The organism is Roseivivax sp. THAF30 (assembly GCF_009363575.1).
In the GTDB taxonomy this organism is placed as follows: domain Bacteria; phylum Pseudomonadota; class Alphaproteobacteria; order Rhodobacterales; family Rhodobacteraceae; genus Roseivivax; species Roseivivax halotolerans.
The window spans coordinates 55147-81852 of the sequence record NZ_CP045389.1 but is presented as its reverse complement, the minus strand read 5'-3'; the positions used below and the strand labels follow the sequence as shown (position 1 = coordinate 81852).

Below are 26706 nucleotides of genomic sequence, written 5' to 3'. Positions count from 1 at the left end.
CGCGTATCTGCGCGCACGGGCCCATCAGTTCATCTCGAAATACTTGAACTTCGGATCATCTTCGGGGCTCACTTCGATGCCGACGCTGTCAGTCATGCCCCAGTTCAGAACCTGGTGGTGTAGCGGCAGGTAAAGCTGCTCGTCCTGAACAGTGTTCCAGATTTCGGCGATGGTCGCGTTGCGTGCCTCGAGATCGGTCTCCGACGCCAGGCTGACGATCTTCTCGTCGAGCTCAGGGTTCGAATAGCCGGTCGCGTTCCAGCTGCCACGCTCGTCGCCGCGCGTGTGCACGAGGAAGTTGAACACGTATTCCGAGTCGTAGGTCGGAACGCCCCAGCCGAGCATGAAGAAATCGGTCTCGTCATTCGTGATGAGCGGGAAGTGCTGCGCCTTGGGCTTGGCATCGAGGTTCACAGTGATGCCGATCTGCGCCAGCATGCCGACCGAAGCCTGGCAGATCGCTTCGTCGTTGACGTAGCGGTCGTTCGGGCAGTCGAGCTGGATCGAGAAACCGTCACCGTAGCCGGCCTCTTCCATCAGGCTGCGCGCTTCCTCGAGATCGGTCGTGACCTCGTCGAGCTCCTCGGTCCAGCCATTGACGAAGGGTGGTGCAATGACGCCTGCAGGCTCGCTTTGGCCGCGCATCACGACCTGCTGGATGGCCTGGCGGTTGATGGCGAGGTTCATCGCGCGGCGCACATTGACGTTCGCAAGCGGGTTTTCGCCCTCGACATCGTCATTGGCGATATCGTCCGCGCCCAGGTTGAGCCCGAAAAAGATCGTCCGGTTCTGCGGCGCGGTCTTCACCACGAGTCCATCGGTGTCGTTCACGCGGCCGAGATCCTGGACCGGAACATCCTGGATGAAGTCAACCTCGCCCGACAAGAGCGCGGCAACGCGGGTCGCGGCGTTCTGGATCGGAGTGTAGATGATCTCGGTCACTTCCATCGAGAACTGGTCCATTCCCCAATAGTCAGGGTTCTGCTCGAGCACGGTGCGGACGTCGGGCTCTCGGCTGACGAGCGTGAAAGGGCCGGTGCCGTTGGCGTTGGTGGCGGCGTAGGTTGTCTCGCCGCCCTCCATGTCCTGAACGTCCACGGCGTCATTCGCCTCGGCCCAGCCTTTGTCCATCATGAACAGATTGGTGAGGTTCGCCGGCAGGATCGGGTTCGGCCCATCGGTCACGAACTCGACGGTGTAGTCATCCACGGCGCGGACTTCGGTGATGGAGTTCAGCAGCTCCTTCATGTCCGAATCTTCGGACTTCGCACGGTTGATCGAGAAGACCACATCCTCGGCGGTGAAGTCGGCGCCGTCATGGAAGCTGACGCCTTCGCGAAGGTTGAACACCCAAATGTTTGGGTCGTCCTCGCTCGGCGCCCAGTCGGTCGCCAGCGCCGCCTCGAATTCACCCGACGTGTCGCGGATGATGAGCGGCTCGTAAATCTGGTGCGACAAGGTGTGCGTCGGCCCTTCGTTCTGAGCATGCGGGTCGAGCGTCAGGCTGTCGCCCGCACGCGCCCAACGCAGCGTTTCTGCCTGCGCGGTCAGAGCGGTGGACGCCAGAAGCGCCACGGCAAGAATGCCGGTCGATTTCATAGGATATCTCCCTGTGTCTGGTCCGGGGCTTCCTGTCCCCGTTTGAACCTACGATGATAACGAAGCGCGCCGCAGTCGCAAGGAAAGCGCTGGATTGCCGCGGCGGCAAGTCCTGGCTCGGGCCGGAAGCGCGCTCAAAGGCCGAAACAGGGCAATATCCGTCAGGCAAAGACATCATCGCGAGGTCTGCCGGAATCCGGCGAACCGACTGGGTATGGAAGTCATGATTGAACACGAAAAAGCCGCCCGGAAGGGGCGGCATTTGCATCGGTTTGGATTAAATTCGAACTGGTTGCGGGAGTAGGATTTGAACCTACGACCTTCAGGTTATGAGCCTGACGAGCTACCGGACTGCTCCATCCCGCGGTATTTGTTATATTTTATCGTTATGAGAGATACGTTTGTTATTGATCGGGCTTTACTAGGTTTGGCGGCGACCTACTCTCCCACGTCTTGAGACGCAGTACCATTGGCGCTGCGGCACTTAACGGCCGGGTTCGGAATGGGACCGGGTGTTTTGCTCGCGCTATGACCACCAAACCGAGGAAAGCCCGCAGCGCGTTTGCGCTTTGGTGTCCTTCTGGAATGAAGGGGATCAACCTTTGTTGTCCGAGTTTTGTATTGCGGGTTTGTGTGCTTTTGGTCCGAGTGTTTGGCAATCCTGCCTTTTACTGGATCAAATCAAGCCTATCGGGCCATTAGTACCGGTCAACTGAGCGCATTGCTGCGCGTACATCTCCGGCCTATCGACGTGGTGGTCTTCCACGGCCCTCAGGGATACCTTGTTTTGAGGGGGGCTTCCCGCTTAGATGCCTTCAGCGGTTATCCTGTCCGATCATAGCTACCCTGCACTGCTGCTGGCGCAACAACAGGTCCACCAGTGGATCGTTCACCCCGGTCCTCTCGTACTAGGGGCAACTCCTCTCAAGTATCCTACACCCACGGCAGATAGGGACCGAACTGTCTCACGACGTTCTAAACCCAGCTCACGTACCTCTTTAAACGGCGAACAGCCGTACCCTTGGGACCTGCTCCAGCCCCAGGATGAGATGAGCCGACATCGAGGTGCCAAACACTGCCGTCGATATGGACTCTTGGGCAGTATCAGCCTGTTATCCCCGGCGTACCTTTTATCCGTTGAGCGATGGCCCTCCCACTTGGGACCACCGGATCACTATGGCCGTCTTTCGACTCTGCTCGACTTGTCAGTCTCGCAGTCAGGCTGGCTTCTGCCATTGCACTCAACGAGCGATTTCCGACCGCTCTGAGCCAACCTTCGCGCGCCTCCGTTACGATTTAGGAGGCGACCGCCCCAGTCAAACTACCCGCCACAGAGGGTCCCGGAACCGGATAACGGTTCGCGGTTAGACATCAAGCAGGCGAAGGGTGGTATCTCAAGGGTGGCTCCACCGGAACTGGCGTTCCGGTTTCAAAGCCTACCACCTATCCTGCACATCACATGCCTGATGCCAGTCTGAAGCTGTAGTAAAGGTGCACGGGGTCTTTCCGTCTAACCGCGGGTAGCCTGCATCTTGACAGGCAATTCAATTTCGCTGAGTCGACGTTGGAGACAGCGGGGAAGTCGTTACGCCATTCGTGCAGGTCGGAACTTACCCGACAAGGAATTTCGCTACCTTAGGACCGTTATAGTTACGGCCGCCGTTTACCTGGGCTTCAATTCGGAGCTTGCACCCCTCCTTTTAACCTTCAGGCACCGGGCAGGCGTCAGACCCTATACGTCGTCTTGCGACTTCGCAGAGCCCTGTGTTTTTAGTAAACAGTCGCCACCCCCTGGTTTGTGCCCCCAGCCAATACTTGCGTAGAAACTGGGCCTCCTTCTCGCGAACTTACGGAGGTATTTTGCCGAGTTCCTTCAACGTCGTTCTCTCAAGCGCCTTGGTATTCTCTACCAGTCCACCTGTGTCGGTTTAGGGTACGGTCTCATGGAGGGCTATTTCCAGGGACCCCTTGGCTGCCGATCCAATCCGATAAGGATCGACAACGTCCGGGATCCGTCACCATCTCCTGGCCCAGGAATATTAACCTGGTTCCCATCGACTACGCCTTTCGGCCTCGCCTTAGGGGCCGGCTTACCCTGCTCAGATTAGCTTTAAGCAGGAACCCTTGGACTTTCGGCGAGAGTGTCTCTCACACTCTTTGTCGCTACTCATGTCATCATTCTCGCTAGTGATCACTCCACCGGATGGCTTACGCCCCGGCTTCACAGTAAAGCTCTCTCCTCCAATGTGGGCGAACCCACTAAGGAGGAATGAACCTATGTCACACTACGCTCCGCTACCATGCCATACGGCATCCTAAGCTTCGGCTCATGGCTTGAGCCCCGTTACATCTTCGCCGCAAGACAGCTTGTTTAGACCAGTGAGCTGTTACGCTATCTTTAAAGGATGGCTGCTTCTAAGCCAACCTCCTGGTTGTTTTGGCCGTCTCACCTGCTTTCCCACTTAGCCATGAATTGGGGGCCTTAGCTGTAGGTCAGGGTTGTTTCCCTCTCCACTACGGACGTTAGCATCCGCAGTGTGTCTGCCATCTAGTACTCCCGGGTATTCGGAGTTTGGTTAGGATCAGTAAGCCTGTGGGGCCCCATTACCCATCCAGTGCTCTACCCCCCGGGGTATTCGGATGACGCTCTACCTAAATAGATTTCGCGGAGAACCAGCTATCTCCGAGTTTGATTGGCCTTTCACCCCTAGGCACAACTCATCCCGACCTTTTTCAACAGGTGTGGGTTCGGACCTCCAGTTAGTGTTACCTAACCTTCATCCTGGTCATGCCTAGATCACTCGGTTTCGGGTCTGATCCATCTAACTCAGGCGCCCTATTCAGACTCGCTTTCGCTGCGCCTACACCTAACGGCTTAAGCTTGCTAGATAGACCAAGTCGATGACCCATTATACAAAAGGTACGCCGTCACAAGACTGGACACTTATAACATCTGCTCTCGCCTAGAATGGCACCGAGATCCGGAATTGCACCGTCTCGATCCCGGGATTGTCGTCGTAGATCCCCGCATTCGAGCGATGGTCATAGCTGACGCCCGCGCGCCAGCCATTCCGCATCTCGTAGCCGAGCTCCACCCCCGAGCGGAACGCAACCGGCCCGCCGAGATCGAACTCGTCTTCCACATATAGACCCGGCATCGCATGCAGTTCGGCATAGAACGGCGTCGATCCGAAGGGCACCGTGTAGGTGGCCCCGAGACCGATCCACGATCCCGCCTCGCCCGTCGACAGACCCAGGCTCGTGCCGAACGGCCCGAGCCGGTATCCCGGATCGTAGCGAAGATAGATCTCCGGGCTTTCCTCGGCATTGCGTTCGATCACCGAGCCGGCCGACAAGGCCAGTCGCGGCGACGTCTCCGTCTTGCCAAGGCAACCCGTTCCCGTTCCGCAGTAATTCGCGCTCATGTCGGTCAATCCCGCCACCAGCAACAATACTGCAAACGTCCCGTCGGCCATGTTCGTCCCTACCTGTCTTTGCTTGAGGGCTTTATGCCGCTCAATTCCTCAGGCAGGACCATGACCGCAGATTGTCATAAGAGTCCAGTCAAGCTCCGACTGATTGTAGGCGCTCGGTTTCAGGTACTGTTTCACTCCCCTCGTCGGGGTGCTTTTCACCTTTCCCTCACGGTACTGGTTCGCTATCGGTCAGCAAGGAGTACTTAGCCTTCGAGGGTGGTCCCCCGATCTTCAGACAGGATTTCACGTGTCCCGCCCTACTTAATACGTCCTCTCGAGCTTCCCGTACGGGGCTGTCACCCGCTACGGCCATGTTTTCCACCATGTTCCGGTCACTCTAAAGGCTCGGCTGGTCCCCGTTCGCTCGCCGCTACTAGGGGAGTATCAATTGATTTCCTTTCCTCCGGGTACTTAGATGTTTCAGTTCCCCGGGTTTGCTCTTATAACCCTATATATTCAGGTCATAAGTCCCTGTTTTACCCAATTATCAAGAACCTTGCGGCTAATAATAACTGAGTATCAGGTGGGTTGCCCCATTCGGAGATCCGCGGATCAAAGCCTATTCTCGGCTCACCGCGGCTTATCGCAGAGTATCACGTCCTTCATCGCCTCTTGCTGCCAAGGCATCCACCAAACGCCCTTCTCGCGCTTGATTTGATCCAGTAAGAGACAGGATCTCTGCCGTCCCTGCGCGAAGGCAAGGCGACACAGCCCGTATCCTACCGATCAAAAGCATACTTTCCCGCGCTTTATTGTGTCCTACCGCCTTCGGCTACTTGAGGACGATTGCCGCTCAAGACCAAAGGTTTCGTCGCAATAAAGCACTTGTCTCACTGCCTCTATGCAAAGACAGTGAGTGGTTAGTGTACTTGACTTGGACAACGATTGCTCGTTTCAGAAGGGGTATATGAACAAGGTCGGCTAGACCCGGCGCATACCGCTCACTCGAGGTGAGACCAACTGAGGTCGCCAAACACTTATGGCAACCAAGCAATGTTGATTGTATCTCTCTTAACGATGTCATTGAGGCGTCCGATTGGACGGAACAGACGTTCGCAAACGGCTGATCGATCTAATCGGGACGAGTTCTGGGACCAAATCCCCCGTCAGGAGGAAGTGGTGGGTCGAGGAGGACTTGAACCTCCGACCTCACGCTTATCAGGCGTGCGCTCTAACCACCTGAGCTACCGACCCAGCTGATTTTGCTTTGCAAAATCGGCGTCGCCCGACAGGCGCTTTTGCTAGCAAAAGCTGCCGAAAGGGCTGTCCAGCGGGGCCGATGCGCCTGAATGGCTACCGGGTGACGCTCTCGGGACATTGCTTCGCAATGCCCTGCCGCGCACTCGGCATCCTTGCTGCGCAAGAAGCCGTGGTGGAGCCTAGGAGGATCGAACTCCTGACCTCCTGAATGCAAATCAGGCGCTCTCCCAGCTGAGCTAAGGCCCCGTGCTATGGAACCCCGCACGGCGATCCGTGCAGGACCCAGCGTTCTGAAGAGATATGAGGACGGTTCGGTCTTATATGTCCATGAAGGACTGCTAAGTGACCCTCGAGATCGTCGTGACGATCTGCCAGGTCATCCTTAGAAAGGAGGTGATCCAGCCGCAGGTTCCCCTACGGCTACCTTGTTACGACTTCACCCCAGTCGCTGATCTTACCGTGGCCGGCTGCCTCCCGAAGGTTAGCGCACCGTCGTCAGGTAAAACCAACTCCCATGGTGTGACGGGCGGTGTGTACAAGGCCCGGGAACGTATTCACCGCGTCATGCTGTTACGCGATTACTAGCGATTCCGACTTCATGCCCTCGAGTTGCAGAGGACAATCCGAACTGAGATGGCTTTTGGGGATTAACCCACTGTCACCACCATTGTAGCACGTGTGTAGCCCAACCCGTAAGGGCCATGAGGACTTGACGTCATCCACACCTTCCTCCCGCTTATCACGGGCAGTTTCCCTAGAGTGCCCAGCCGAACTGCTGGCAACTAAGGATGTGGGTTGCGCTCGTTGCCGGACTTAACCGAACATCTCACGACACGAGCTGACGACAGCCATGCAGCACCTGTCACTGCGTCCCCGAAGGGAACCATCGGTCTCCCGATGTAGCACAGGATGTCAAGGGTTGGTAAGGTTCTGCGCGTTGCTTCGAATTAAACCACATGCTCCACCGCTTGTGCGGGCCCCCGTCAATTCCTTTGAGTTTTAATCTTGCGACCGTACTCCCCAGGCGGAATGCTTAATCCGTTAGGTGTGTCACCGAACAGCATGCTGCCCGACGACTGGCATTCATCGTTTACGGTGTGGACTACCAGGGTATCTAATCCTGTTTGCTCCCCACACTTTCGCACCTCAGCGTCAGTATCGAGCCAGTGAGCCGCCTTCGCCACTGGTGTTCCTGCGAATATCTACGAATTTCACCTCTACACTCGCAATTCCACTCACCTCTCTCGAACTCTAGACCGATAGTTTTGAAGGCAGTTCCGAGGTTGAGCCCCGGGATTTCACCCCCAACTTTCCGATCCGCCTACGTGCGCTTTACGCCCAGTAATTCCGAACAACGCTAACCCCCTCCGTATTACCGCGGCTGCTGGCACGGAGTTAGCCGGGGTTTCTTTACTGGGTACCGTCATTATCTTCCCCAGCGAAAGAGCTTTACGATCCTAAGACCTTCATCACTCACGCGGCATGGCTAGATCAGGCTTGCGCCCATTGTCTAAGATTCCCCACTGCTGCCTCCCGTAGGAGTCTGGGCCGTGTCTCAGTCCCAGTGTGGCTGATCATCCTCTAAAACCAGCTACTGATCGTCGGCTTGGTAGGCCATTACCCCACCAACTACCTAATCAGACGCGGGCCGATCCTTCTGCGATAAATCTTTCCCCCAAAGGGCGTATGCGGTATTAAACCCCGTTTCCAGGGACTATTCCGCACAGAAGGGCACGTTCCCACGCGTTACTCACCCGTCCGCCGCTAAGCCCGAAGGCTTCGCTCGACTTGCATGTGTTAAGCCTGCCGCCAGCGTTCGTTCTGAGCCAGGATCAAACTCTCAAGTTGAAACACCCTAAGGTGTTCTTGACGTTCGAACCCAAGCACATCCTTCCACTCGACTAAAAGTGAAAGGCCATCTGTTCTCACGTGCTTACGTCTCCAAAAGAAACGAAGCCGCTCAAACAGTGAAGCTGACACCTTCATCATCGGGCCGAAACCCTAGAAGGCCGATATGCCTGGACGTCTGTCGAGTTGATCGACCAAACCGCCCGCATATCTCTTCAGATACCAATAATGTCAAAGAGCCAGAGACAAAAACCAGACCAGTGCGCCCTATTCCTACGACGCGCCCGCCCAGCAATGCCTCAGATGTTATCCGCCTCGTCTGCGATCCGCTCGAACCCTCAGGCCCTCGCCGCCGCCCCGTCTGGCGCCCCAACCGCGCCTCAGCGCCGCCGGTGAAGCGCTATCTACGGATACCTCTCCAAACCCGCAAGAAGAAAATACGAGAAAATCCAATTTTTCTTCAGATTTCCGGTTTCAGTCTAGTTTTCAGTAAGTTGTGGGAAAATTCTGTCGCGGACCCTACGTCCGATCGCAAGGATCTTTCGCGGTACTCGCCGCGCTAACAGGGCAAGCCAGCGGAAGAGCGCAAGTTCAGCCGCGTGAGCGCGCAAATCCGGGAATCGAACGCACTTCGAGTCGCAAAGCGAGCAGTGCGACGACCACCAAAAGGTAGATCAGCGGTTCGATCTGCAGACCCTTGCGGAGCATCACGAAGTGAATCGCACCGAGCAGCACCGCCGGATAGACGAGCCGATGCAGTTTGCGCCAACGCGGGCCGAGCCTGCGGACGGATAAAGCGTTCGATGTGAGCGCGAGCGGCAGGAGCAAAAGGAAGCCCGCCATGCCCACGGTGATATAGGGGCGCTTCACGATATCGGCCCAGACGGCCGAAAGCGCCTGCACATCGAGGATCGCCCACACGCTCAGGTGCAGCACCACGTAGAAGAAGGCGAGCAGGCCGAAGGCGCGCCGGAACTTCATGAAGTTCAGACCTGCATGACGCCGCAGAGGTGTGATGCAGAGACCGATGATCAGAAGCTGCAGCGCGATCTCGCCGTATTCATGCTCCAGCGCTTCTATGGGCTCGACGCCAAGTCCGCCGGTCAGCCCGAGATAGAAGAACCAGGGCGCGGGCAACGCGTAGACAAGGTAGACGGCCCAGGTCGGAATGCGCCGAGCCCAGCCATTTACCCTGTCGCGCCACGCCATCAGAAGTTCACCGACAGATCCATGCCTTCATAGAGCGCGGCGACCTCGTCTTCGTAACCGTTGAACATGAGCGTCGGTTTGCGCGGGCTGAAGAGCCCGCCGCCGATCTCGCGCTCGGTGGCCTGTGACCAGCGAGGATGATCCACGTTCGGGTTCACGTTCGAATAGAAGCCGTATTCGCGCGGATTGGCCTTGTTCCAGCTCGTCGGCGGCTCGCTGTCCGTGAGCGTGATCCGCACGATGCTCTTGATCGACTTGAACCCGTATTTCCACGGCACGACCAGCCGGATCGGTGCGCCATTCTGGTTCGGAATGTCCCGCCCATATATGCCGGTCGCCATAATGGTGAGCGGATGGCGCGCCTCGTCGAGCCGCAGACCCTCCACATACGGCCATTCGAGAACCGGGCGCGAAACGCCCGGCATCTCTTCGGGACGCAGCAGCGTCTCGAATGCCACGTACCTTGCGCCGTCCTGAACGCCAGCCATGTCCAGAAGATCAGCCAGTTCGAAGCCGTTCCAAGGCACGACCATCGACCAGGCCTCCACGCAGCGGAAGCGGTAGATGCGCTCCTCGATGGTCATCTCGGACAGGATATCTTCGAAGTCGTAGGTGCCGGGACGCTCGACCATGCCATCGATCTCGATCGCCCAAGGCGACGTCGTCAGCTGACCGGCGAGCCGCGCCGGGTCGTCCTTGCCGGTGCCGAATTCGTAGTAATTGTTGTACTGGGTGATCTCCTCCCAGTCGTTCGGCTCGAGACCTTCCGCTTGCGCGCGCGCCCGCGTGGGGAAAAGACCCCCCGCGACCGAGCCGGCAGCCAGGGCCGCGATGATCTGCCGGCGATTGAGGAAAATCGGCTCGGGTGTTGCGTCGGCCCGTGTGAAAGTGTTCGTCCAGCGATGCGCCATGAAACCTCCGGAAGTTTCGCCGATGCTACGCGCGGCCCGGCTTGAACGCCAAGCACGGCTGGCTCAACTTGCCGTGGTTTCGGTGAAATCTTTCGCGTTTGCCGCGTCCAGAGTGACGCAGGGTAACGATGAGTTCATTGGAAAACCAAATAGGCCGTGGCTTAGCGAGCCGGGCCCTTCCGTCAAGCGCGGATCCCCGCCGTCTCTCCGCCCCGTGAGGTGATCTTTTTCGTGTCCGGCTACGTAGGTCAGCCAGATGCAGATCCTGCATCGGACACCAAAATAGGAGAGTTTGATGTTCCGCAGAACTTACCTCGCATTGACGTTGGCTGCTACCACGTCGCTCGGCACCGCCGCGTTCGCTCAGGACGAGATGAACATTGTTGAAACCGCGCAGGATGCGGGCAACTTCACCACGCTCCTCGCCGCAGCCGAGGCAGCGGGTCTTGTCGAGACGCTGACCGGAGAAGGCCCCTACACCGTCTTCGCGCCGACCGACGAAGCCTTCGAGGCGCTGCCGGAAGGCACCGTGGACGAGCTGCTCATGGAAGAGAACCAGGATCAGCTGACTTCGATCCTCACCTACCATGTTGTCTCGGGTGCCGTGATGTCCGGTGATCTGTCCGACGGCATGGAAGCAGAAACCGTCGAAGGCAGCACAGTGACCGTCTCCATCGACGGCGACACCGTCATGGTGAACGACGCGACCGTCACCAGCGCCGACATCGAGGCATCGAACGGCGTGATCCATGTCATTGACTCGGTGCTGATGCCGTCCGAGTGAGTTCAGGCGTCGGGGCGGCCCCAAGCCGCCCCGATCCGTTCGGCGCAACGTTCATGCGTCCGCGAGACGGACATGAAGGTATCGCGCCAAGCCGACAATGCATTTTCACCTTAAAGAAAGAAGCAACAATGCCATCGCCGAGACGAGCATGGTTCCCGTCAGTACGTGAGCCCAAGAGCGGTTTAGTATTGGCGTTCCGCTTCCGCAGATTGAGCATTCCGTCGCACCGAACCGGAGTCGGTGAGAACAATACGAGCATTTGAAAATACGTTTTGCCACAGCAACCCCTCACTGTGCAGCCGTAGTGCAAATCGGCTATTGCGAATTTGCTTAACATACATCGAATGATCGACGTTCGCGTGACAAAACGACCTTTGTTCAGTCGCGTTTGGCCATCTGCTCAAAATATAAATGAAGCGCACCCGCGAAATGAACTTTCGCGGGTGCGTTTGCGGTCAATTACCGCTTGGGCTGCCTTGCATCCGTCTCAGTGCACGACGGCATCGTCCGGGCGCGGGCGATTCGACGACGCCACCTTGTCCCCGATCACCAGTCCATCCGCACTCGCCGAGACCGGCAGGACGCTGCCATCGGTCACGTCGCCCGCGAGGATCATCTCGGCCAATGGATCCTGAAGAGCGCGTTGGATCACCCTCTTGAGTGGCCGCGCACCGAACACCGGATCATAGCCTTCGTCGGCCAGCCAATCCTTCGCGGCATCGTCCAGCTCGAGCGTGACCTTGCGGCTCGCAAGGCGGTTCAGGAGGCGCACCAGCTGGATCTCCACGATGCCACCCATGTCCTCGCGCTTCAGGCGATCGAAGATGATGGTCTCGTCGAGCCGGTTGAGGAATTCAGGACGGAAATGCGCACGCACCGCGTCCATCACATCCTGCTTCGCCTTGCCGCTATCAGCGCCTTCCGGCAACTGGCTGAGCGCCTGACTGCCAAGGTTCGACGTCAGTACGATGAGCGTCTGCTTGAAGTCGACGGTGCGGCCCTGACCATCGGTCAGCACACCATCGTCGAGAACCTGCAGAAGCACGTTGAACACGTCCGGATGCGCCTTCTCCACCTCGTCGAAGAGCACGACCTGGTAAGGCTTGCGCCGGACTGCCTCGGTCAGAACGCCGCCCTCGTCGTAGCCCACATACCCCGGAGGCGCGCCAATGAGCCGGGCCACCGCGTGCTTCTCCATGAACTCCGACATGTCGATTCGCACCATCGCGCCATCATCATCGAAGAGGAACTCGGCAACAGCCTTGGTCAGTTCGGTCTTGCCGACGCCGGTCGGCCCGAGGAACAGGAACGATCCCAAGGGGCGGTTCTCGTCGTTCAGACCCGCACGGGCGCGCCGCACGGCATTCGCCACGGCACGGACAGCCTGATCCTGTCCGATGACCCGCTTGTGCAGACCGTCTTCCATCCGCAGCAGCTTTTCGCGCTCCCCTTCCAGCATCCTGGAGGTCGGGATACCCGTCCAGCGCTCGACGACCTGGGCAATCTGCTCGGGGCGGACGGCCTCTTCGACCATCACGTCCTCTCCGGCATCCTCGGCCTGGTTCAGCTCTTTCTCGAGACCCGGGATCACGCCGTAGCTGAGCTCACCCGCCTTTGCGAGATCGCCGTTGCGCTTGGCGATCTCGAGATCGGCGCGCGCCCGGTCGAGCTGCTCCTTGAGCTCGCGTGACTTGCTGAGCTTGTCGCGTTCGGCTTGCCACTTGGCAGTCATCTCGGAGGCGCGTTCCTGCAGCTCGGCGAGATCCTTCTCGAGTTTGGTCAACCGATCCTTCGACGCGGCATCGTCCTCTTTCCGAAGCGCCTCCTGTTCGATCTGCATCTGCAGGATCTGCCGGTCGAGCGCGTCGAGCTCCTCTGGCTTGGAATCGACCGCCATTCGCAGCCGCGAGGCGGCTTCGTCCATCAGATCGATCGCCTTGTCGGGCAGGAAACGGTCGGTGATGTAGCGGTGCGAAAGCTGCGCAGCCGAAACGAGTGCGGAGTCCGAGATCCGCACGCCGTGGTGCAGCTCATATTTCTCCTTGATGCCACGGAGGATGGAGATCGTATCCTCGACCGTAGGTTCATTCACCATGAGCGGCTGGAACCGCCGGGCAAGGGCCGCGTCCTTCTCGACATGCTTGCGGTACTCGTCGAGCGTGGTCGCACCAACACAATGCAGCTCACCCCGCGCCAGAGCAGGCTTCAGCAGGTTCGAGGCATCCATCGCGCCATCGGCTTTGCCGGCGCCGACCAGCGTGTGCATCTCGTCGATGAAGAGGATGATCTCTCCGGCCGCGGCCTCGATCTCTTTCAGGATGGCCTTCAGACGTTCCTCGAACTCTCCGCGATATTTCGCGCCAGCGATAAGCGCGCCCATGTCGAGCGCCATGAGACGCTTGTTCCGCAAGCTTTCGGGGACGTCACCATCGACGATCCGCAGGGCGAGGCCCTCGGCGATCGCGGTCTTGCCGACGCCGGGCTCACCGATGAGTACCGGGTTGTTCTTGGTGCGGCGGCTCAGAACCTGCATCGCGCGGCGAATTTCCTCGTCGCGACCGATGATCGGATCGATCTTGCCTTCCTCGGCCCGCGCGGTGAGGTCGAGCGCATATTTCTTAAGCGCATCATAGCCTTCTTCGGCATTGGCGCTGTCAGCGGTCCGGCCCTTGCGGATGTCGTTGATCGCGGCATTGAGGTTCTGCGCGTTCACCGCACCCGCGTCCAATGCTTCTTTCGCAGGGCTTTTCACCATCGCGAGCGCGGTCAGCATCCGCTCGACCGGCACGAAGCTGTCGCCAGCCTTCTTGGCGAGCTTCTCGGCTTCGGCAAGAACCCGGCCAGTCGCGGCGTCGAGGTAAGTCTGGCCCGCATCACCCGAAACTTTCGGCACCTTGCCGAGCGCAAGATCAAGCGCTTGCCGGACGCGGTCCGGAGCGCCGCCGGCGCGGGAAATGAGATTGGACGCCAGTCCCTGGTCGTCGTCGAGCAAGGCTTTCAGCAGATGCTCGGGTGCGATGCGCTGATGGCTTTCCCGCATCGCGATGGTCTGTGCGGCCTGAATGAAGCCGCGCGCACGTTCCGTGAACTTCTCTAGGTTCATGGGTCTCTCCTTGGTAAAGCGCTCCGACTGTTGCGATGCCCGTCATGCGGCACATCAATTTTTCGGAGCCTCAAGAGATAGATGGGGTCGGCTTCGGTTGGTGCAAGAATGCAACACGCAAAAAAGGGCGCCTCCGAAGAGACGCCCTTCAAGCTTTGCAGGGGCAGCGATCAGTTGCTGCTATCCGACGAGCCGGAGCCGCCTTCCGACGATCCGCTGCCGCCTTGGCCGATGGACTCGCTGGCTTGGCGCAGCCGCTCGAACGCTTCGGCTGCCGCATTCGCAGCTTGCTCTGCGGCTTGCGCGGCCTGATCGGCAGCGGCCTGGATATCCGCGGCTGCTGCGCGCGCGTCTTCCGCGGCGGCTTGCGCGGACCGGGCGGCCTGTGCCGCTTGCGTCGCGGTTTCGGTCAGCTCCTGAAGGTCTTCGTCGCTGAGGTCGGCTGCCATCGCGTTGCCGGTCTCCGAGCTCTCCTCAGAGGAGCCGTCAGAGCTCTGACCTTCGGAATCGCCCTCGGCGGAGGCCGTCTCGGACCCCTGCTGGGACTCATCCTCAGAGCCGCTTGCAGTCTCTTCCGAGGCAGCCTCGTCGCTCGAGCCTTCGCTGTCCGACGTCTCGCCTTCGGAAGAAGCCGCTTCACCTTCGCCCGAGCTTTGACCTTCGGCGGAAGCGGTCTCGGTCTCGGAGCCTTCACCACCGTCCGAAGCGCTTTCACTCGACGCATCGCCTTCGGAAGACTGGCCTTCGGTGCTTTCGCCACCTTCGCTGCCCGAGTCGCTTTGCCCCGACGCTGCGCCTTCGGCGGATGCGGTTTCAGTACCTGAGCCTTCAGCTTCGTCGCTGCTGCTTTCGGAACTCTCGCTGCCTTCCGAGGCAGTCTCGCTTTCGCCGGAGGTGTCACCTTCGGAGGATGCGGCCTCGGAGTCCGAACCTTCGGAGCTTCCGCTCTCTTCGCTGGAAGACTGGCTGTTGGCCGCCGCCATCTCAGTGCCCGAAGCTTCGGTGTCACCGCCGCTCTCCGCGCTTTGGGCCGCGTCACCCTCGGACGCGGTTTCCTCGGAAGAACTCCCCTCGTCAGACGAGGCAGTTTCCTCGGAGGAGCCGCTATCGGCAGATGCCGCCTCAGTCTCCGAAGCTTCGGAGCTGTCGGCCTCAGACGTGCTCTCGTTGGACGAGCCGGTCTCAGAGCTGCCTTCGGCTGCCGCGGCATCGGAGCCGTCCGCGCTGCTCGCGTCGGATGCGTTCTCTTCGGATGCAGTTTCTTCACCAGAGCTGTCGGACGCTGCTGCTGCGTCAGATCCGTCAGAGTCGCTGCCGCCCTCGCTACTTTCAGAGCCTTCCGCGGCCTCACCGGAGGCATCGCCCTCGGAAGCTGCGGTTTCAGTCTCAGAACCGGTCGCGTCTTCAGAAGCTGCACCGCTCTCACTGGAGCTCTCGCTGTCGGCAGATGCGGTTGCGGTCTCGGAGCCGTCCGACGCACTGGCGTCTTCGGAGCCTTCGGCGCTCGTATCGCTCTCGGAGGACGTTTCGCCTTCCGTGGATGCTGCCGCGCTGTCGGAGCCTTCCGCGTCGGAGCCTGCCGCATCACCTTCGGTGCTTGCTGCATCGCCCTCGGCACTCGCCGCGTCATCTTCGGATTCCGAAGCGCCATCGCTTTCGGCGGATGCAGTGTCCTCGCCAGATGCATCGGCGGACCCGCCGCTATCGGTCCCGGCACCTTCGGCGGATGCGGCTTCGCCAGACGCCTCGCCCTCGGAGCTCCCTTCGGCCGCGCCGCCGCTCGTGTCGCCTTCGCCGCTCATGTCGGCGGAGGCCATCTGCATTTCGTCAGCGCTTGCCGTTTCTTCGCCGCCGCCCTGGGTCAGGCCGAGCGTCAACGCGATACCAGCGGCGACAACGACACCCGCGCCGATGGTGATCGGTGCGACGCTCATCGGTTTCTTCGCAGGTGTTCCCTTGGGCTTGTTCTCTGCCGGACCGGTGTCGGTCTTCCCTGCAGACTTGTCGTCAGCCATCCTCACACTCCCAATAACGAATTGTTGTGACCTAATGAATGGAACGAAGCCGGGTGGATTCCGTTCCCGATCCCCTTTAACCGGGCATAACTTAGTCCAGAGAGGTTCCTTGTCATGTCGGATGACCGTCTAATCGTTGCGCTCGATGTGCCGGATGCGCTCTCTGGGCTGAAACTGGCCGAAACGCTTGGCGATGCTGTCGGCTTCTACAAAATCGGCCTCGGGATGCTGACAGGCGGCGGATTGGCCCTTGCCAACGAGCTGAAGCAGGAGCACGGCAAGCGCATCTTCCTTGACATGAAGCTGTTCGATATCGGCCAGACCGTCGAGAATGCCGTACGCGGCCTCGCGCAGTTCGACATCGACTTCCTGACCGTGCATGGCGATCCGCACGTAGTTCGCGCGGCGATGGAAGGCGCGTCAGGCACCAGGACGAAGATCCTCGCCGTGACCATCCTGACCTCGCTGGACCGGGGCGATCTCGATGAGTGCATGATGCAGAGCGGCGATATGTCAGATCTCGTCGAAGAACGGGCGGGCCGCGCGTTCGAGGCAGGGGCCGATGGCGTCATCGCGTCCCCGCAGGAGGCCGCGCGCATCCGTGGGCTCGGAGAGTCCGCCGGACGTCTCATCGTGACGCCAGGCGTCCGGCCCGACGGCGCAGCGCATGGCGACCAGAAACGAATCGCGACACCGACTCGAGCCATCGCCGACGGAGCCGACCATATCGTGGTCGGCCGTCCGATCTGGCAGGCCTCAAATCCTCGGGGCGCCGCCGCTGACATCTTGCAAGAGATTGCCTGACAAGGGCTTTCTGGAACTATCCACAGGTTTTCCTCGTTATTGTGGCAAGAACAGCAACGAGGCAGACGACATGACACAGATTCCAGAATTGGGCGACGTGACCTACAACGCCGCCTCCCAATCCTTCGAAGCGCTTGCAACCTGCGACACGCAGACCGGCCAGATTAGACTGCCTGCCAGTTTCGAGGCGCCGCTCGACGCGCCGGAGCAGTTGGTCCGCCAGGGCCTTGTCGCCGATGCAACACGGAAGATGCGAAACGGCAGCGAACTACGGAGCCACGTGGCGCACCCGATGGGTGACGGCAGCGACGGGAGCGAAGTCGCGAGCCTGTTCACTTCGGCCAAAAGATTTATCGGAAATGCATGGAACAAAGCGGCCTGACCGCGAGTTTCGATCTTGTTCCCTTGGAGGTCTTTTCCCTGTCCCTTGACCTCCCCCTGCCGGAGCCGGCCCTTCCCCCGGCTCCGGCTCTTCTTTGTCTGCCGCACGAGCCATTGAAGCGGCGCGAAGGATCGCTCATCTTCGCAGGGATCCATACAGCCCGAAGCTCCTGAAATGCCCGCCCTCTGCCGCGATTGCCTGACCGAGTTCGACGCGGGGCCACGCTGCCCGTCCTGCCGCTCGCGCCGGGTTGTGGCTCATGCGGAGCTGCGCGATCTTTCCATCGCGCATATGGATTGCGACGCCTTCTACGCCTCCGTCGAAAAGCGCGACAATCCGGAGCTGGCGGACAAGCCCGTCATCATCGGCGGTGGGCGCCGCGGGGTCGTCTCGACCGCCTGCTACGTCGCGCGGATCAAGGGGGTGCGATCCGCCATGCCGATGTTCAAGGCGCTCGACCTCTGCCCCGACGCAATCGTCATCAAACCACGGATGCAGCTCTATGCAGAGATCAGCCAGCGGATCCGCGCGATGATGGAAGAGCTGACGCCTGCGGTCGAACCCCTTTCGCTCGACGAGGCGTTCCTCGATCTGACCGGCACCGCGCGACTGCACGGCGCCCCGCCCGCGGTGATGCTCGCGCGGCTCGTTCGGCGGATGCGGGACGAGCTTGGCATCACCGGCTCGATCGGGCTCAGCCACAACAAGTTTCTCGCCAAGGTCGCGTCCGATCTCGACAAGCCGTTCGGCTTCGCGGTGATCGGCAAGGCGGAGACGCAAGCTTTTCTCAGGCCGAAGCCCGTCCGTCTGATCTGGGGCGTCGGCACCGCGACGCAGGAGGCGCTGGATCGCGCCGGCATACGCACCTTCGAGGATCTCTTGCGATGGGACGAGCGGGATCTGACGGCCCGATTCGGATCGATGGGCACGCGGCTTTTCCATCTCGCGCGCGGAGAGGACGCGAGACGCATCTCGGCCCGGAATCCCGTGAAGTCGATCTCCAATGAGACCACGTTCCACGAGGACACCGCCGATCCCGACCTCCTCGACGGACATCTCTGGCGTATGGCGGAAAAGGTGGCCGACCGCGCCAAGGCCAAGGATCTGGCGGGGCGTGTCGTCGTGTTGAAGCTCAAGCGCGCCGATTTCTCGCTCATCACGCGGCGGCATGCGTTGCGTGACGCGACACAGATCGCGGACCGGATCTATCGCGAAGCCCGCGCTTTGTTCGATAACGTCGAAGGCGCGCGGGCCTACCGGCTGTTGGGCGTCGGTCTGTCCGACCTCTGCAGCGCAGAGGTAGCCGATCGGACACCCGACCTTCTCGATCCCGATGCCGCAAAACGCAGCGAGGCCGAACGCGCCACGGATCGCATCCGCGCGCGGTTCGGTCCAGACGCCATTCTCAAGGGGCGTGCGTTGCGCTGATCAGCGCGCGAAGAGCCGGTAATAAAGGCCCTCGGGCAGAATCTGTCCGACCTTGAACACCCAGGCGAAGGGGTTGGGGAAAGCCCGTGCGAAGTTGTCCGAGTTCAGATGCTCGAACACGATCCGCGCCGCGTCCTTCGGCTCCATGATCTGCGGCATCTTGAAATCGTTCTTTTCAGTGAGCCTCGTCTTGACGAAACCGGGGCTGAGAAGCTGCACCTTCACGTTCGTCTTGTGCAAATCCGCGTAGAGGCATTCGGCCAGCGACATGACACCCGCTTTCGAGGACGTGTAGGCAAAGGAGCCCGGCAAACCGCGATACCCTGTCAATGAGCCGACGAGCGCGACATGGCCGTGATCGCGCTCGATCATGCGCGGGACGACATGTCCGAGAAACCGGACCGCACCGACGTAATTGACCTCCGCCATCGCGACGGCCTGCTCTGCGTTCCACTCGTCTGCACCAAACGGCCAGTAGACACCGGCGCAGAAGATGACGCCATCGACATCGCCAACCTCCTCGACGGCCTTCGCGCAGGATTCGTCATCCGTCACATCGAGCGGCACGATCTTCGTGCGCCCGTCGAGGCGCTGGCTCAATTCCTCGAGCTTGTCGGTGCTTCTGGCCGAAAGAACGACCTCGGTGCCGACGCGGCTCAGCTGTTCTGCGATCGCGGAGCCAAGACCGGCGCTCGCGCCGACGATCCAATACCGTTTTCCGGTCCATTCCATCATGCAGGCTCCTTCCGACGCATCGTCGCCACGAGCTCGGCGACCTTAAAACCGTATTTCCGAAACTGGCTGCGATTGATGATGGTTCCGTCGGGCGTGAGATACATCCAATCGACCACATCAAGCACGTGACCGCCCGCATCGGGCGGCAATTTGATCCGATAAGACAGGCACACCGTAGGGCCCGATTGCACGCCGCTGCCCTCACCGATGAGATCGTCCGCATTGGCGGTGAACCGTCCATCCTCGCGGAGCTCAAGATGCCAGGCGCGGTCCTGCGTCTCCCCGCTGTCGTAGCGGAAATGCTCCGACATGATCGCCTTCGCGCCGTTCCAGACGATGTTGAAGTCCGCCGCGAACCGCGACACCACCCGGCCTGACGGGCCGTATATGACACCGTCGCAGAACATCTCTCCGCTCAGGTGCCGGGTCAGATCGAAGGTGGGTCCACCTTCTGCGTAATGTTCCGGACGCTGACCGAGGAAACCGATCCTGCGCCGAACAAACCATACTGCCATGAGCGCGACGAACGCGCCGATGATGAAGGACAGTGCCGCCATGTCCTCACTCTTCCAATTGGGTCGCCCAGAGGAGGGCGAGTGCGATAAGTTTCAAGAGACACGGGACGAACGCGTATAACAGGCTGAGGGTCCACAGCGCGTCAGAAGAATTCTCTTGTCCCGACTCGAAGCCCGACGCTTCGAGAAGCGGCAGGAGCGCCGCGGCCGCGAATGCCAGCGTGAATTTCTGAGCGAAGGACCAGAGGGAGAAACCCTCCGTCGCGTTGGGCGCGATCTTTTCCATCCGCTGCGCGAAGATCGCCGGAAGAAGCGTCAGGTCCGCGCCAAGCGTCGCACCCGAGGCGAGGCAGATCACCGCGAAGGCCCAGACGTCGCCCTCACGCAAGAACAGCGCGAAAGAGAAGGCGATGATCGCCGCGACCATCGCGGCCATGAGCGTCCGCCGGCCGCCGAACCTTTCGGCCGCACGGGACCAGAAGGTGGCCGATGCTGCCGCGGCAAGGAAAAACAAGAGCAGGAGCGGCCCTTCCCAGCCCGGCGCATCGAGCCGCGCTTCCACGAAGAACAGGAACAGCGTCGATGTCACAGCGACCGGCGCGGCATTGGCCAAGGCGACGAGCAGCAGCTTGCGGGCCACAAGATCCGACAGGATCACCTTGAAGCCCGACGAGCCGACCGCGAGGCCGCCGCGCCACTCCGTCCTCATCAGGAGAACGGCAAGAAGGCAAAGCCCGGCAAAGACCAGAGAGAAGACCGCGAATTCAGGCAGCCCAGCCGCCGCGAAAGCCGTTGGCATGACCGATGCTGCGCAGATCCCAAGAAGCGCGCCCGTCTCTCGCCACCTCGCAAGCTTCAGGTGGCCCTTCTCGCCCAGATCCTCGGCTTTCGCCACGCCGCGCGCGTAGAAGGTGATCGTCATGAAAGAGAAGGCCGAGAACACCATCGTCAACGTGATCGCGAACCAGAGCGTCGGATGGACGGGCGGCGTCACGGCGAAAAGCCCGATCATGCCAGAGCCCATGATCGCCGCGGCCACGGCAACAGCCAGACCCCTGACACCTCGCAAGCGTTCCGCCAGCCACCCGAAGGCCGGATCCTGCACGAGATCCAGTAGCCGCAGCGCGAAAAGGATCGTGCCCAGCGTGCCCAGCCCGACTGCGTAGCTGTCGGCATAGAATTTCGGTGCGTGGATGTAGATCGGCAGCCCCGCCGCCGAGAGCGTCCCGGCAAAGACCGCATATCCCCAAAGATTGCGCGGCGCCTCGCTCATCGCGAGACGTCCTCGACCGGCGGTTCGGGACGCGGCCGATAGCGTGCGCCTTTCCACCAGAGCTTGAGCGCCTGCCAATGGATCAGCGCCAGAACCCGGCGAGAACCGAAGGGACGGCGCAGGAGCGCACGCAGGATCGAGCCATTCGTCATCGGCGCGCGTCGCCCCGTGAGCGTCGCGATCACGCCGCCACCGTCGCCGGTATCGAAATCGATCCAGATGCCGATCCGGTCCGGGCGGATGTCGAAGCGAAACTCGTAGCCGCCGCCGATGGGCTGGAAGGGCGAGACGTGGAAGATCTTGCGCGCGGTCAGACGGTCGCTGGCCGCGATCGGCGCACCGTCCTGCCGCTGCGCGAGATAGGAATGGCGATCGCCGAAGGTATTTGTGACCTCGGCGATCACGGCGACGAGCGCACCGCTCGCGTCATGCGCCAGCCAGAAGCTCACCGGGTTGAAGACATGGCCGAGCATGCGCGGCTGCGCCAGGAGCAGGAGCTCGCCATCCGCGCGCACCTGGTATTGGCTCAGAACATCGCGCGCCCAGGCCGCGCCGCGTCCCTCTTTCGGAGGTCCGCCGTGATCGAGATCGCGAAGCGACAGGATGTTCGGAGCATTCCGGGAAAAGAAGCGAGGCCCCTCGGTCTGCGCTTCGGCATCGAGGCAGACATAGTCGATACCGTAGCGAAAATCGTTCTTCGTTTCGCCTTTCCGGCCATGCCACGTATGGCCCTGGATATGCTCGACGCGGCTCATGCGGCCTCGGAAACCCGGTCTCGACGCTGGATCGCCTTGGCCACGTCGAGGGCGGAGGAGAGGCCGTCTTCGTGGAAGCCGTTCTTCATCCACGCCCCGCAGAACCAGGTATTGTTCCGGCCGTTCATCGCCGCCACGTCACCTTGCGCGGCCAGCGCCTCGAGGTCGTAGACGGGGTGCCTCAGAACCGTCTCGTCCCAGATCAGATCCTCGCGGATCGGGCGTGTCGTGTTCAGCGTGACGAAGCACAGATCGTCCTTCGGGATCGGCTGCAGCGAATTCATCCAATAGGTCAGGTCAATGGCGTTCATCGCTCCGGGCGCATCCTCGGTATAGTTCCACGAGGACCAGACGCGCCGGTTCTTGGGCATGATGCCGGAATCGCCATGCAGCACGACGCGGTTCGGCTGGTAGCGGATCGCGCCGAGCGCGGCCTCTTCCTCGGGCGTTGCATCCGCCAGTAGCGCAAGAGTGTCGTCGGAATGAGTGGCGAAGACCACTTCGTCGAAGTGCTCCCATTCGCAGCCTTCCATACGCAGCTCCGCGCCGATCTCACCCCGCCGAACTCCGGCCACGGGCGTGCCGAGCCGGATGTCGACATCTGCCCGACGCAAGGCAGCCTCGAGGCGGCGCACATACTGGGCAGACCCGCCCTCGACCGTGTACCATTGATGCTGGCCGAACGTGCTCAGAAGTGCGTGGTTCTCGAAGAACCGCACGAGCGCGTGGGCGGGAAAGTCGAGAATCTTTTCGGTCGGCGTCGACCAGATCGCGCCCGAGAGCGGCAGAAGGTAATAGTCGCGGAACCACGGCCCGACGCGCAGCGCCTCCAGGAAATCCCCAAGGCTTTGCGAGCGATCATGCGCCGAGGAGGAGGCGCGCGCATTGAAGCGGAAGATATCCCGGATCATCCGCAAGAACTGCGGGTTGGTCACGTTCTTGCGTTGCGCGAAGAGGGCGGAGAGCGACGCGAGCCCGTATTCCATGCGCCCGCCGCCAAGGGACGCACCAAAGCTCATGCTGGATTCGACCACCGGCACGTCGAGCCGCGCGAACATCTCCGCGAGATTAGGGTAATTGGCGTAGTTGAAGACGATGAAGCCTGTATCGACCGGCTGGTCGCCGCGCTTTCCCGCGATGATCGTGCGCGCATGTCCTCCGAGCCGCGGCTCGGCCTCGATCAGCGTGACACGATGCGTGCCAGACAGCGCTTCGGCAGCACCCAGACCGGAGATCCCCGAACCGATGATCGCGATCTTTTTCGGCTCGGCCGGTCGATATTCGAATGGCATTCGGGAACTTCTCCGGTGTTGTGCGTCTTATTGGGTTACGTGATGCACGGATCCGCGGATGAAAAAGATCCAGATCGCAAAAATTAGTGATCCGGGAGATGCCCCGCCCCGTAACCCGCTCATGATGGGTTATGTGGACGCCGCTCCCGCCGAAGTCGAGCCCGCTTTTCGGCAGCCGCCGAGAGCGAATGGCACGCGCGTGCTCCGCGCGCGCCCCGAGACCGGGCACAAAGTCGGCGCCGATGACTGGGTGGCCGAGATGCTCTTGATCCGTGACGACAGGTGCCAGACGTCCTTCGCGGCGATCTTCGGCCATTTCGCACCGCGCCTCAAAGCCTTCCTGATCCGCTCCGGTCTCACCCCTGCCGTTTCCGAAGATCTCGTGCAGGATGTCATGCAGACCGTGTGGCGGAAGGCAGACATGTTCGACCCGCGCCGCGCGAGCGTCGCGACCTGGCTCTTCACCATCGCACGTAACCGCCGGATCGATTTTCTCAGAAAGCACGCGCGCCCCGAGCCCGAAAATTTACCCTGGGGCCCCGAGGCCGAACCCGATCAGGCCGAGGTGATCGGCCTCAAACAGGAAAGCGACGTGCTTCGCCAAGCGCTGCGCGAACTTCCCGAGAAGCAGCGCGTGCTCGTCGAGAAGGCCTATTTCGGGGATCTCACTCATACCGAGATCGCCGCCGAAACCGGCCTGCCCCTCGGCACGATCAAGTCCCGTATCCGTCTGGCGCTCGATCGGCTGCGTCATGCGATGTCCTCATGAGTGTCCCGATGATCCGTCACCACCTGCCAGACTCCCTCTTGATGGCATATTCCACGGGCACGCTGCCCGAAGCCTTCGACCTCGCCATCGCAACGCATCTGTCGCTCTGCGATGCCTGCCGCGCCGCGGCGGAAAGCTACGATGCACTCGGCGGTGCGCTTCTGGAAGAGACCGATGACAAGGTCGAGATGACATCGGGCGCGTTCGAAGCGCTGATGGCGCGCCTCGACGAAAGCCCCGCGCCGGAACCCGTCGCAACCCGACCGCGTGATCCGGTTTTGCCCGAGCCCCTGGCCTCCTATGTCGGTGGCGGGCTCGAAGCGGCCCGCTGGCGTCCCGTCGGGCGCGGCGTCCGGCAGGCAATGATCCCCCTCACCGACAAATCCGCCACCGCGCGCCTTCTGCATATCCCGGCCGGGACCGCCGTGCCGGATCACGGCCATCGCGGCACGGAGATCACGCTGGTTTTGCAAGGTGCCTTCACAGATGCCGACGGCACCTTCGCCCGCGGCGATGTCGAGGTCGCGACCGATGAGCTCGACCATATGCCCGTGGCCGACATCGCCGAGGATTGCATCTGCCTTGCCGTCACCGATGCGCCCCTGCAGTTCAAGGCGCTTCTGCCCCGGATCGCGCAGCCCTTCCTCGGGATCTGATCCCGCTCTTCAGTCTTGGGTTGGCCCAAATACCGTGGGGTGAATTGGCAGCTTGCTGCCAAGAGGGGCCACGCCCCTGAAACGGCAAAGGCCCCGCAACGCGGGGCCTTTGGTCAAGATGACCCGCGCGCAGATGCGCGCGGGACCGCTGGATCAGGACGCCTTTTTCTTCTTGGGCGGCATCAGGTCTGTGATCGTTCCTTCGAACATCTCCGCGGCGAAGTTCACTGTTTCCGACAGCGTTGGATGCGGGTGGATCGTGTGCCCGAGATCGACCGCATCGGCGCCCATCTCGATGGCCAGAGCCACTTCGGAGATCAGATCGCCCGCATTGGTCCCGACGATCGCCGCGCCGATCACGCGGTCATCCTCGGGATCGAAGAGAAGCTTGGTCATGCCCTCTGAGCGTCCATTGGACAGAGACCGCCCTGACGCCGCCCAGGGGAACACGCCCTTCTCGACCTTGATGCCCTGCTCCTTCGCCTGCGTCTCGGTGAGGCCGCACCAGGCGACTTCGGGATCGGTATAGGCGACGGAGGGAATCACGCGGGCATCGAAGGCACGCTTTTCGCCCGAGGCGACCTCGGCCGCGACCTTGCCTTCGTGCACGGCCTTGTGCGCCAGCATCGGCTGGCCGACCACGTCGCCTATGGCGAAGATGTGGCTCTGGCCGGTGCGCTGGAATTCGTCCACGGCAATGAAGCCGCGCTCGTCTACCTTCACCCCGGCCTTCTCGGCGTCGATGAGCTTGCCGTTGGGCTTGCGCCCGACCGCGACCAGCACCTTGTCGAACGTGTCGGTGAAGCTCTCGCCCTTGTCGTCCTCGAACGTGACCTTGAGTCCTTTTTTCAGCGCCTCGACATTCGTCACCTTGGTCTTGAGATGTATGTTCTCGTAGCGGCCCTTGATCCGGGTCATCAGCGGCTTGACGAGATCCTTGTCCGCGCCGGGGATGATCTGGTCCATCAGTTCGACGACGGTGATCTGGCTGCCGAGCGCGTCATAGACACAGGCCATCTCGAGACCGATGATGCCGCCACCGAGGATCAGCATCCGCTTCGGAATGTCCTTGAGCTCCAGCGCGCCGGTGGAATCGATCACCCGGTCGTCGTCATTGGGAATGAAGGGCAGTTCCACGGGCTCCGAGCCTGCCGCGATGATGCATTGATCGAACGAGACGTTCGTCGTCCCGTCATCCCCCTCGACCGCGATCATGTTGGGGCCGGTGAACTTACCGAAGCCGCGCACGACCTCGACCTTTCGGCCCTTAGAGAGCCCCTCGAGTCCGCCTGTCAGCTGTTGCACGACGCCGTCCTTGAAGGACCGCAGCTCGTCGAGATCGATCTTGGGCTTGCCGAAGCTGACACCGTGGCTGCCCATCTCGTCCGCCTCCGTGATGACCTTGGCAACGTGCAAAAGAGCCTTGGAAGGAATGCAGCCCACGTTCAGACAGACACCACCCAGCGAGGGATAGCGCTCGATCAGGATGACCTTCTTGCCGAGATCAGCGGCGCGGAACGCCGCACTGTAGCCGCCGGGGCCGGAGCCCAGCACCACGACTTCCGCGTGCTTGTCGCCTTGGCCCGAGGCAGAGCCGGCGGGTTCGACCTTTTCCGGCGCAGCGCGCGCATCCGCGCCCCGATCGCCATAGCCGCCGCCCTGCTGGCCGCCCTGGCCCTTGGCGTCGTCCGCTTTGTCTTCGGCCGCATCCGCGTCGGCGGCCTCGATCACCATGATCACGTCGCCTTCGGAGACGGTATCGCCCTCAGCCACCTTGATTTCCGTGATCTTGCCGGCATGCGAGGACGGCACTTCCATCGTCGCCTTGTCGCTTTCAAGCTCGATCAGCGGATCTTCCTTTTCGACGGTGTCCCCGACGCTCACCAGAACGGTGATGACGGGCACGTCGGAGAAGTCGCCTATATCGGGAACCTTGATATCCATGGGGTTCG

17 protein-coding genes, 3 tRNA genes and 3 rRNA genes are annotated in these 26706 nt (G+C 61.1%); 6 read left to right on the top strand and 17 right to left on the bottom strand.

The window, feature by feature from the left end; translation table 11 throughout:
- Positions 1-24 precede the first annotated feature (24 nt).
- From FIU91_RS00340 to msrP, 9 genes are all read right to left on the bottom strand, one after another.
- Positions 25-1599, bottom strand: a complete 1575-nt coding sequence (locus tag FIU91_RS00340) for an ABC transporter substrate-binding protein (protein ID WP_093011836.1) — start codon at positions 1597-1599, stop codon at positions 25-27.
- A 289-nt stretch (positions 1600-1888) separates the two neighbouring features.
- A tRNA-Met gene (locus FIU91_RS00335) sits at positions 1889-1965 on the bottom strand.
- A gap of 59 nt (positions 1966-2024) precedes the next feature.
- A 5S ribosomal RNA gene (rrf, locus tag FIU91_RS00330) occupies positions 2025-2139 on the bottom strand.
- Between the two features lie 137 nt (positions 2140-2276).
- Positions 2277-5730, bottom strand: a 23S ribosomal RNA gene (locus FIU91_RS00325).
- A 462-nt stretch (positions 5731-6192) separates the two neighbouring features.
- Positions 6193-6269, bottom strand: a tRNA-Ile gene (locus tag FIU91_RS00320).
- A gap of 176 nt (positions 6270-6445) precedes the next feature.
- A tRNA-Ala gene (locus tag FIU91_RS00315) sits at positions 6446-6521 on the bottom strand.
- A gap of 140 nt (positions 6522-6661) precedes the next feature.
- Positions 6662-8123: ribosomal RNA gene (locus FIU91_RS00310) — 16S ribosomal RNA — on the bottom strand.
- The 16S, 23S and 5S rRNA genes sit together here with 3 tRNA genes alongside, the layout of an rRNA operon.
- Positions 8124-8714: 591 nt before the next feature.
- Positions 8715-9332 (bottom strand): protein-methionine-sulfoxide reductase heme-binding subunit MsrQ, encoded by a 618-nt coding sequence (msrQ, locus tag FIU91_RS00305; RefSeq protein WP_093009231.1) that lies wholly within the window; start codon positions 9330-9332, stop codon positions 8715-8717.
- Positions 9332-10243, bottom strand: a complete 912-nt coding sequence (gene msrP / locus FIU91_RS00300; protein ID WP_152460971.1) for a protein-methionine-sulfoxide reductase catalytic subunit MsrP — start codon at positions 10241-10243, stop codon at positions 9332-9334. The genes msrQ and msrP overlap by 1 nt, the downstream gene beginning before the upstream one ends.
- 295 nt (positions 10244-10538) lie before the next feature.
- Here msrP and FIU91_RS00295 point away from each other — a divergent pair, with 295 nt between their 5' ends.
- The gene (locus FIU91_RS00295) at positions 10539-11027 is read left to right on the top strand and encodes a fasciclin domain-containing protein (protein WP_093009229.1); all 489 of its coding nucleotides are present in this window, start codon (positions 10539-10541) and stop codon (positions 11025-11027) included.
- Between the two features lie 487 nt (positions 11028-11514).
- On the opposite strand, the gene clpB is transcribed toward FIU91_RS00295, so the two are convergent.
- Positions 11515-14130 (bottom strand): ATP-dependent chaperone ClpB, encoded by a 2616-nt coding sequence (gene clpB, locus FIU91_RS00290; protein ID WP_152460970.1) that lies wholly within the window; start codon positions 14128-14130, stop codon positions 11515-11517.
- 170 nt (positions 14131-14300) lie between these two features.
- Positions 14301-16145, bottom strand: coding sequence for a hypothetical protein (locus FIU91_RS00285; RefSeq protein ID WP_152460969.1), 1845 nt, complete (start codon positions 16143-16145; stop codon positions 14301-14303).
- A gap of 114 nt (positions 16146-16259) precedes the next feature.
- Between FIU91_RS00285 and pyrF the strand changes: the two genes are divergently transcribed.
- From pyrF to FIU91_RS00270, 3 genes are all read left to right on the top strand, one after another.
- Positions 16260-16949: an orotidine-5'-phosphate decarboxylase gene (pyrF, locus tag FIU91_RS00280; protein ID WP_152460968.1), complete on the top strand. Its 690-nt coding sequence runs from the start codon at positions 16260-16262 to the stop codon at positions 16947-16949.
- Positions 16950-17019: 70 nt separating this feature from the next.
- On the top strand, positions 17020-17331 hold the full coding sequence (locus FIU91_RS00275) for a hypothetical protein (RefSeq protein ID WP_152460967.1): 312 nt from the start codon (positions 17020-17022) through the stop codon (positions 17329-17331).
- Between the two features lie 174 nt (positions 17332-17505).
- Positions 17506-18759 (top strand): DNA polymerase IV, encoded by a 1254-nt coding sequence (locus FIU91_RS00270; protein ID WP_152460966.1) that lies wholly within the window; start codon positions 17506-17508, stop codon positions 18757-18759.
- Here FIU91_RS00270 and FIU91_RS00265 read toward each other — a convergent pair whose 3' ends face one another.
- Genes FIU91_RS00265 through FIU91_RS00245 form a run of 5 tightly spaced genes read right to left on the bottom strand, consistent with a single transcriptional unit; the run spans position 18760 to position 23329 of the window.
- A complete protein-coding gene (locus tag FIU91_RS00265; RefSeq protein WP_152460965.1) occupies positions 18760-19494 on the bottom strand; it encodes an SDR family oxidoreductase in 735 nt (244 codons plus the stop codon).
- A complete protein-coding gene (locus tag FIU91_RS00260) occupies positions 19491-20051 on the bottom strand; it encodes a DUF3833 family protein (RefSeq protein ID WP_152460964.1) in 561 nt (186 codons plus the stop codon). Before FIU91_RS00260 ends, FIU91_RS00265 begins: the two co-directional genes overlap by 4 nt.
- A gap of 4 nt (positions 20052-20055) precedes the next feature.
- On the bottom strand, positions 20056-21282 hold the full coding sequence (locus tag FIU91_RS00255) for an MFS transporter (protein WP_152460963.1): 1227 nt from the start codon (positions 21280-21282) through the stop codon (positions 20056-20058).
- A complete protein-coding gene (locus FIU91_RS00250; protein ID WP_152460962.1) occupies positions 21279-22037 on the bottom strand; it encodes a DUF1365 domain-containing protein in 759 nt (252 codons plus the stop codon). The genes FIU91_RS00255 and FIU91_RS00250 overlap by 4 nt, the downstream gene beginning before the upstream one ends.
- Positions 22034-23329 (bottom strand): NAD(P)/FAD-dependent oxidoreductase, encoded by a 1296-nt coding sequence (locus tag FIU91_RS00245; RefSeq protein ID WP_152460961.1) that lies wholly within the window; start codon positions 23327-23329, stop codon positions 22034-22036. Before FIU91_RS00245 ends, FIU91_RS00250 begins: the two co-directional genes overlap by 4 nt.
- 259 nt (positions 23330-23588) lie before the next feature.
- On the opposite strand from FIU91_RS00245, the gene FIU91_RS00240 reads away from it, so the two are divergent.
- Together FIU91_RS00240 and FIU91_RS00235 are read left to right on the top strand one after the other, a co-directional pair.
- Entirely contained in the window at positions 23589-24098 is a 510-nt protein-coding gene (locus FIU91_RS00240; RefSeq protein ID WP_254702120.1) for a sigma-70 family RNA polymerase sigma factor, read from the top strand.
- 8 nt (positions 24099-24106) lie between these two features.
- Positions 24107-24754: a ChrR family anti-sigma-E factor gene (locus FIU91_RS00235; protein WP_254702007.1), complete on the top strand. Its 648-nt coding sequence runs from the start codon at positions 24107-24109 to the stop codon at positions 24752-24754.
- Positions 24755-24907: 153 nt separating this feature from the next.
- Here the strand turns inward: FIU91_RS00235 and lpdA are convergent, their stop codons facing one another.
- Positions 24908-26698, bottom strand: coding sequence for a dihydrolipoyl dehydrogenase (gene lpdA / locus FIU91_RS00230; RefSeq protein WP_152460959.1), 1791 nt, complete (start codon positions 26696-26698; stop codon positions 24908-24910).
- Positions 26699-26706: the final 8 nt, after the last annotated feature.

What these genes read in the sequence shown, in the direction of transcription:
- FIU91_RS00235 (WP_254702007.1), top strand. Translation starts at nt 24,107, where the DNA reads ATGATCCGTCACCACCTGCCAGACTCCCTCTTGATGGCATATTCCACG.
- FIU91_RS00340 (WP_093011836.1), bottom strand. Translation starts at nt 1,599, where the DNA reads ATGAAATCGACCGGCATTCTTGCCGTGGCGCTTCTGGCGTCCACCGCT.
- msrP (WP_152460971.1), bottom strand. Translation starts at nt 10,243, where the DNA reads ATGGCGCATCGCTGGACGAACACTTTCACACGGGCCGACGCAACACCC.
- pyrF (WP_152460968.1), top strand. Translation starts at nt 16,260, where the DNA reads ATGTCGGATGACCGTCTAATCGTTGCGCTCGATGTGCCGGATGCGCTC.
- clpB (WP_152460970.1), bottom strand. Translation starts at nt 14,130, where the DNA reads ATGAACCTAGAGAAGTTCACGGAACGTGCGCGCGGCTTCATTCAGGCC.
- FIU91_RS00260 (WP_152460964.1), bottom strand. Translation starts at nt 20,051, where the DNA reads ATGGCGGCACTGTCCTTCATCATCGGCGCGTTCGTCGCGCTCATGGCA.
- FIU91_RS00245 (WP_152460961.1), bottom strand. Translation starts at nt 23,329, where the DNA reads ATGCCATTCGAATATCGACCGGCCGAGCCGAAAAAGATCGCGATCATC.
- FIU91_RS00255 (WP_152460963.1), bottom strand. Translation starts at nt 21,282, where the DNA reads ATGAGCGAGGCGCCGCGCAATCTTTGGGGATATGCGGTCTTTGCCGGG.
- FIU91_RS00295 (WP_093009229.1), top strand. Translation starts at nt 10,539, where the DNA reads ATGTTCCGCAGAACTTACCTCGCATTGACGTTGGCTGCTACCACGTCG.
- msrQ (WP_093009231.1), bottom strand. Translation starts at nt 9,332, where the DNA reads ATGGCGTGGCGCGACAGGGTAAATGGCTGGGCTCGGCGCATTCCGACC.
- FIU91_RS00265 (WP_152460965.1), bottom strand. Translation starts at nt 19,494, where the DNA reads ATGATGGAATGGACCGGAAAACGGTATTGGATCGTCGGCGCGAGCGCC.
- FIU91_RS00285 (WP_152460969.1), bottom strand. Translation starts at nt 16,145, where the DNA reads ATGGCTGACGACAAGTCTGCAGGGAAGACCGACACCGGTCCGGCAGAG.
- FIU91_RS00250 (WP_152460962.1), bottom strand. Translation starts at nt 22,037, where the DNA reads ATGAGCCGCGTCGAGCATATCCAGGGCCATACGTGGCATGGCCGGAAA.
- FIU91_RS00240 (WP_254702120.1), top strand. Translation starts at nt 23,589, where the DNA reads ATGCTCTTGATCCGTGACGACAGGTGCCAGACGTCCTTCGCGGCGATC.
- FIU91_RS00270 (WP_152460966.1), top strand. Translation starts at nt 17,506, where the DNA reads ATGCCCGCCCTCTGCCGCGATTGCCTGACCGAGTTCGACGCGGGGCCA.
- FIU91_RS00275 (WP_152460967.1), top strand. Translation starts at nt 17,020, where the DNA reads ATGACACAGATTCCAGAATTGGGCGACGTGACCTACAACGCCGCCTCC.
- lpdA (WP_152460959.1), bottom strand. Translation starts at nt 26,698, where the DNA reads ATGGATATCAAGGTTCCCGATATAGGCGACTTCTCCGACGTGCCCGTC.